This window comes from Luteimonas salinisoli, from assembly GCF_013425525.1.
GTDB lineage: Bacteria > Pseudomonadota > Gammaproteobacteria > Xanthomonadales > Xanthomonadaceae > Luteimonas > Luteimonas salinisoli.
Map to the genome: position 1 here is coordinate 1 of NZ_JACCKA010000069.1, position 5,256 is coordinate 5,256.

Consider the following 5,256-nt stretch of genomic DNA (forward strand, 5'->3'; position numbering starts at 1 on the left):
CCGAATCCTCGACGCCGGGCGCCGCCCCGGCGCCACCCCGCCCCCACCCGCGCCGGCCCCGCCGCGCACCGTCCACCGCTGCGAAGAGGTCCTCCCCGCATGAACGACACCCAGCCCGCGCCCGGCGCCGCGGCCGCACCGGCCCAGGTCCGGATCTTCGACACCACCTTGCGCGACGGCGAGCAGTCGCCCGGCTGCAGCATGACTCCACGACAGAAGCTGGTGATGGCGCGCGCGCTCGCCGGGCTCGGCGTGGACGTGATCGAGACCGGGTTCCCGGCCAGCTCGGAATCCGACCGCGAGGCGGCGCGGCTGATCGCCCGCGAAGTGCGCACCCCGGTGCTGGCGGTGCTGTCGCGCTGCCTGCCGGCCGACATCGAAGCCTCGGCACGGGCGCTGGACGGCGCGGCCCGGCCGCGGCTGCACGTGTTCATCTCCACCAGCGCACTGCACCGCGAGCACAAGCTGCGGATGTCGAAGGCGCAGGTGCTGGACACCGCGGCCGCTTGCGTGGCGCAGGCGCGCGGCTTCGTCGACGACGTCGAGTTCTCCACCGAGGACGGCACCCGCACCGAGCGCGAGTTCCTGGCCGAGGTGGTCGGGGCGGCGATCGCCGCCGGCGCCACCACCATCAACGTGCCGGACACGCTGGGCTACACCACGCCTGAGGAGATGCGTGCGCTGTTCGCGCACCTGATCGCCACCGTGCCCGGCGCCCGCGACGTGGTGTTCAGCGCGCACTGCCACGACGACCTGGGCATGGCGGTGGCCAATTCGCTGGCAGCGATCGAGGGCGGCGCGCGCCAGGTGGAATGCACCATCAACGGCATCGGCGAGCGCGCCGGCAACTGCGCCATGGAGGAACTGGTGATGGCGCTGAAGGTGCGCGGCGCCTGGTACAACGCCGATACCGGGATCGACACCCGCAAGCTGGTGCCCGCCTCCAAGCTGCTGTCGCGACTGGTGGGAATGCCGGTCCAGCGCAACAAGGCGGTGGTCGGCGCCAACGCCTTCGCCCACGAATCCGGCATCCACCAGCACGGCATGCTGCGCCACCGCGGCACCTACGAGATCATGAATCCCGAGGACGTCGGCTGGCCCGCCTCGAAGATGGTGCTGGGCCGGCACAGCGGCCGCGCCGCGGTCTCCCACCGCCTGCGCGCGCTCGGCTACACCCTCGGCGAGGCGCAGCTGGACCAGGCCTTCGCCGGCTTCAAGGCGCTGTGCGAGCGCCAGCGCGTGGTCGAGGACCGCGACCTGGAGACGCTGATGCACGGCGACGTGCGCGGCGACGTGCGCGGCGACGGATACCGGCTGGCGTCGATGACGGTCAGCGATCGCGGCCAGCGCGCCAGCGCCGAGGTCGAGCTGTCAGATCCGGATGGCCGCAGCGTCGGCAAGCGCGCGCTCGGCGACGGCCCGGTCGACGCGCTGTTCGCGGCGCTGGCGTCCGCGACCGGGGTCGAACTCGAACTGGAAAGCTACCAGGTGCACAGCGTGGGCATCGGCGCCGACGCGCGCGGCGAAGCCAACCTCAGCGTACGCTGCGGCGACGACGCCTGGGAGGGTACCGGCACCAGCACCGACGTGATCGAGGCCAGCGCCCTGGCCTGGCTGGACATCGCCAACCGGGTGCTGCGCGCCAGGCAGCCGGTCGCCCGCGAGCGAGCGACCGCGTGATTCCCCTCACTCCGTAGAGCGGAGCTTGCTCCGCTGCTCTCGGCTCCGGAGCCTACGTAGCGGAGCAAGCTCCGCTCTACGGGGGCATGACACGACAACACAATCGGATCGACATGACTGCAAGAACCCTGTTCGACAAACTGTGGGATGCCCACATCGTGGTCCCCGAAACCGACGCCGCGCCGGCGGTCCTGTACGTCGACCTGCACCTGATCCACGAGGTGACCTCGCCACAGGCGTTCGCCGAGCTGCGCGCGCGCGGGCTGGCGCCACGCCGCCCCGACCTCACCAAGGCGACGATGGACCACTCCACGCCGACCCTGCCGCGCGGCGCCGACGGCCGCCTGCCGTACTACACGGAGGCCTCCGAAAGCCAAGTCGCCATGCTGGCGCGCAACTGCGCCGAGGCCGGCATCGAGCTGTTCGACTTCGGCTCCGACCAGCGCGGCATCGTCCACGTGTTCGCACCGGAGATGGGCTTCACCCAGCCCGGCATGACCATCGTCTGCGGCGACAGCCACACCTCCACCCACGGTGCCTTCGGCGCGCTGGCGTTCGGCATCGGCACCAGCGAGGTGGGCCACGTGCTGGCCACCCAGTGCCTGCTGCAGCGCCGGCCGAAGACGATGGCGGTCGACGTGGAAGGCGAGCTGGCGCCGGGCGTCGGCGCCAAGGACGTGACCCTGCACGTGATCGGCACCATCGGCGTCAACGGCGGCACCGGCCACGTGATCGAGTATCGCGGCTCGACCATCCGCGCGATGGACATGGAAGAGCGCATGACCCTGTGCAACATGTCGATCGAGGCCGGCGCCCGCGCCGGGATGGTGGCGCCGGACGAGACCACGTTCGCCTGGCTCGCGAAGGCCCCGCGGGCACCCAGGGGCCCGGCGTTCGACGCCGCACGGGCGCGCTGGCGCGAGCTGCGCACCGATCCGGGCGCGCAGTTCGACGCCCAAGTGACGATCGACGCGCGCGACATCCGCCCCACCCTGACCTGGGGCACGCATCCCGGCACCGCGATCGCGGTCGACCGCGCGATCCCGGAGGCCGCCGACGCGGCCGCGCAGAAGGGCCTGGACTACATGCGGCTCGCACCCGGCCAGTCGTTGCAGGGCACCCAAGTCGACGTGGTGTTCGTCGGCTCCTGCACCAACGGCCGCCTGCGCGACCTGCGCGAGGTGGCGCAGGTGCTGCGCGGGCGCAGGATCGCGCCGCACGTGCGCATGCTGGTGGTGCCGGGCTCGGAGCAGGTCAAGCGCGAGGCCGAGGCCGAAGGCATCCCCGAGGTGGTGCGTGCGGCCGGCGCCGAGTGGCGCGAGCCGGGCTGCTCGATGTGCATCGCCATGAACGGCGACCTGGTGGCGCCCGGCCAACTCGCGGTGAGCACCAGCAACCGCAACTTCGAAGGCCGGCAGGGGCCCGGCTCGCGCACCCTTCTCGCCTCGCCGCTGACCGCCGCATGGGCCGCGGTGCACGGTTGCGTGGCCGATCCGCGCGAGCTGTTCGCCGAGCCGCCCTCTCGGCGGGAGGTGGCATGATCCGCGCCGTCGCCGGCTGGCCGCATCCCCGCCCCGGGGACCGCGCGCCGGCAAGCCCGGCTTCGGCGTCCGGCCCGTTCACGGCCGCCGGCCACGGCCCGCGCCCGCCGCAAGAAACGACGCGCCCACCGACATCAGATTTCCGACCTCAGCAGGATTGCCCCCGATGACCGCACTGACCCGTATCGTCTCGCGCAGCGTGGTGCTCGCGCAGACCAATATCGACACCGACCAGATCATTCCCGCGCGGTTCCTGTCCACCACCGAGCGCGAGGGGCTGGGCCGCCATGCCTTCAACGACTGGCGCCGGCGCCCTGACGGCAGTCCCGACCCCGGCTTCGCCTTCAACCGGCCGGAGAGCGCTGGGCGCAGCATCCTGCTTGCCGGCCGCAACTTCGGCTGCGGCTCCTCGCGCGAGCACGCGCCCTGGGCGCTGCGCGACCTCGGCCTGCGCGCCATCGTCAGCAGCCAGATCGCCGACATCTTCCGCAGCAACGCGCTCAAGAACGGGCTGCTGCCGGTGGTGCTGCCGGAGGCCGCGGTGCAGGCGCTGATGCAGCGGCCCGACGACGAGCTGGAGATCGACGTGGCCACGCGCGAGCTGCGCACCCCCGGCAACGACGTGTACCGCTTCCCGCTGGACGCGTTCGCGCGGACCTGCCTGCTCGAAGGCGTGGACGAACTCGGCTACCTGCTTTCGCGCCGCAGCGAGATCGAACTCTACGAGGAACGCTTCCATGCGCGCTGACATCGTGGTGTTGCCCGGCGACGGGATCGGGCCCGAAGTGACCGCGGCCGCGGTGGCGGTGCTGCGCGAGATCGCCCGCTGCTTCCGACACGATTTCGAGTTCGCCAGCCACGACATCGGCGGCGCGGCGATCGACCGCCACGGCGACCCGCTGCCGGCCGCCACCGTGGGCGCCTGCCGCCGCGCGGATGCTGTGCTGCTGGGCGCGGTCGGCGGTCCGAAATGGTCCGATCCGGGCGCGAAGGTCCGTCCCGAACAGGGCCTGCTGGCGCTGCGCAGGGAACTGGGGCTGTACGCCAACCTGCGTCCGGTGCGTCCGCACCCGGCGACCCTGGGCGCCGCTCCCATCAAACCGCACCTGCTGGCCGGGGTCGACCTGCTGGTCGTGCGCGAGCTCACCGGCGGCATCTACTTCGGCGAGAAGACCCGCAGCGTCGACGCCGCCAGCGACCTGTGCAGCTACAGCACCTTCGAGGTCGAACGCGTGGTGCGTCGCGCCTGCATGCTGGCCCGGCAGCGGCGCGGCCATCTCACCTCAGTCGACAAGGCCAACGTGCTGGAGACCTCGCGGCTCTGGCGCGAAGTCGCCACCCGGCTGGTCCGCGACGAGTTCCCCGACATCACCCTGGAGCACCAGCTGGTCGATTCGATGGCGATGCACCTGCTGTCGCGGCCGCGCGCGTACGACGTGATCGTGACCGAGAACATGTTCGGCGACATCCTCACCGACGAGGCCTCGATGCTGGCCGGTTCGATGGGCCTGCTGCCGTCGGCATCGCTTGGCGACGGCGACGGCGGCGCGGCCGAAGGCCAACCGGGCGACGCAAGGGCCGGCGACCGCTCGACCGTCATCGGCCTGTACGAGCCGATCCACGGCTCCGCCCCGGACATCGCCGGGCGCGGCATCGCCAACCCGGTCGGCGCGATCCTCAGCGCCGCGCTGCTGCTGCGCCACTCGCTGGGCCTGGAAGCGGAGGCCTTGCACGTCGAGACCGCCGTGGCCGCGACGCTCGAGGCCGGAATATTCAGCGCCGACCTGATGCCGGAGGGCCGCGCCGCCGACACCGACGAGGTCGCCGACGCGGTGATCGAGCGCATCGCCGCGGCCAGCCGGGTGCCGGAGCTGCGCGACTGAGCGCGCGGGCGTCTTAAGGCGCGGCACCCCGTGTCGCCGCGCCGCCCCACACCCCGTAGAGCCGAGCTTGCTCCGCTACGCAGGCTCCGGAGCCCCGTAGAGCGGAGCTCGCTCCGCTACGTCGGCTCCGGAGCCCCCCCGTAGAGCGGAGC

The 5,256-nt window shown here is 72.4% G+C and carries 4 protein-coding genes; all 4 read left to right on the top strand.

Annotated features, from left to right (window positions below):
- Positions 1 to 99 precede the first annotated feature (99 nt).
- The 4 genes from H0E84_RS11190 (at position 100) to leuB (ending at position 5,104) form a co-directional block, all read left to right on the top strand.
- Complete coding sequence (locus H0E84_RS11190) at positions 100 to 1,680, top strand: 2-isopropylmalate synthase (RefSeq protein ID WP_180678731.1); 1,581 nt, start codon at positions 100 to 102, stop codon at positions 1,678 to 1,680.
- Positions 1,681 to 1,793: 113 nt separating this feature from the next.
- On the top strand, positions 1,794 to 3,221 hold the full coding sequence (gene leuC, locus H0E84_RS11195) for a 3-isopropylmalate dehydratase large subunit (protein WP_180678732.1): 1,428 nt from the start codon (positions 1,794 to 1,796) through the stop codon (positions 3,219 to 3,221).
- Positions 3,222 to 3,387: 166 nt separating this feature from the next.
- The gene (gene leuD / locus H0E84_RS11200) at positions 3,388 to 3,969 is read left to right on the top strand and encodes a 3-isopropylmalate dehydratase small subunit (protein ID WP_180678733.1); all 582 of its coding nucleotides are present in this window, start codon (positions 3,388 to 3,390) and stop codon (positions 3,967 to 3,969) included.
- Positions 3,959 to 5,104 (top strand): 3-isopropylmalate dehydrogenase, encoded by a 1,146-nt coding sequence (leuB, locus tag H0E84_RS11205; protein ID WP_180678734.1) that lies wholly within the window; start codon positions 3,959 to 3,961, stop codon positions 5,102 to 5,104. Before leuD ends, leuB begins: the two co-directional genes overlap by 11 nt.
- Positions 5,105 to 5,256: the final 152 nt, after the last annotated feature.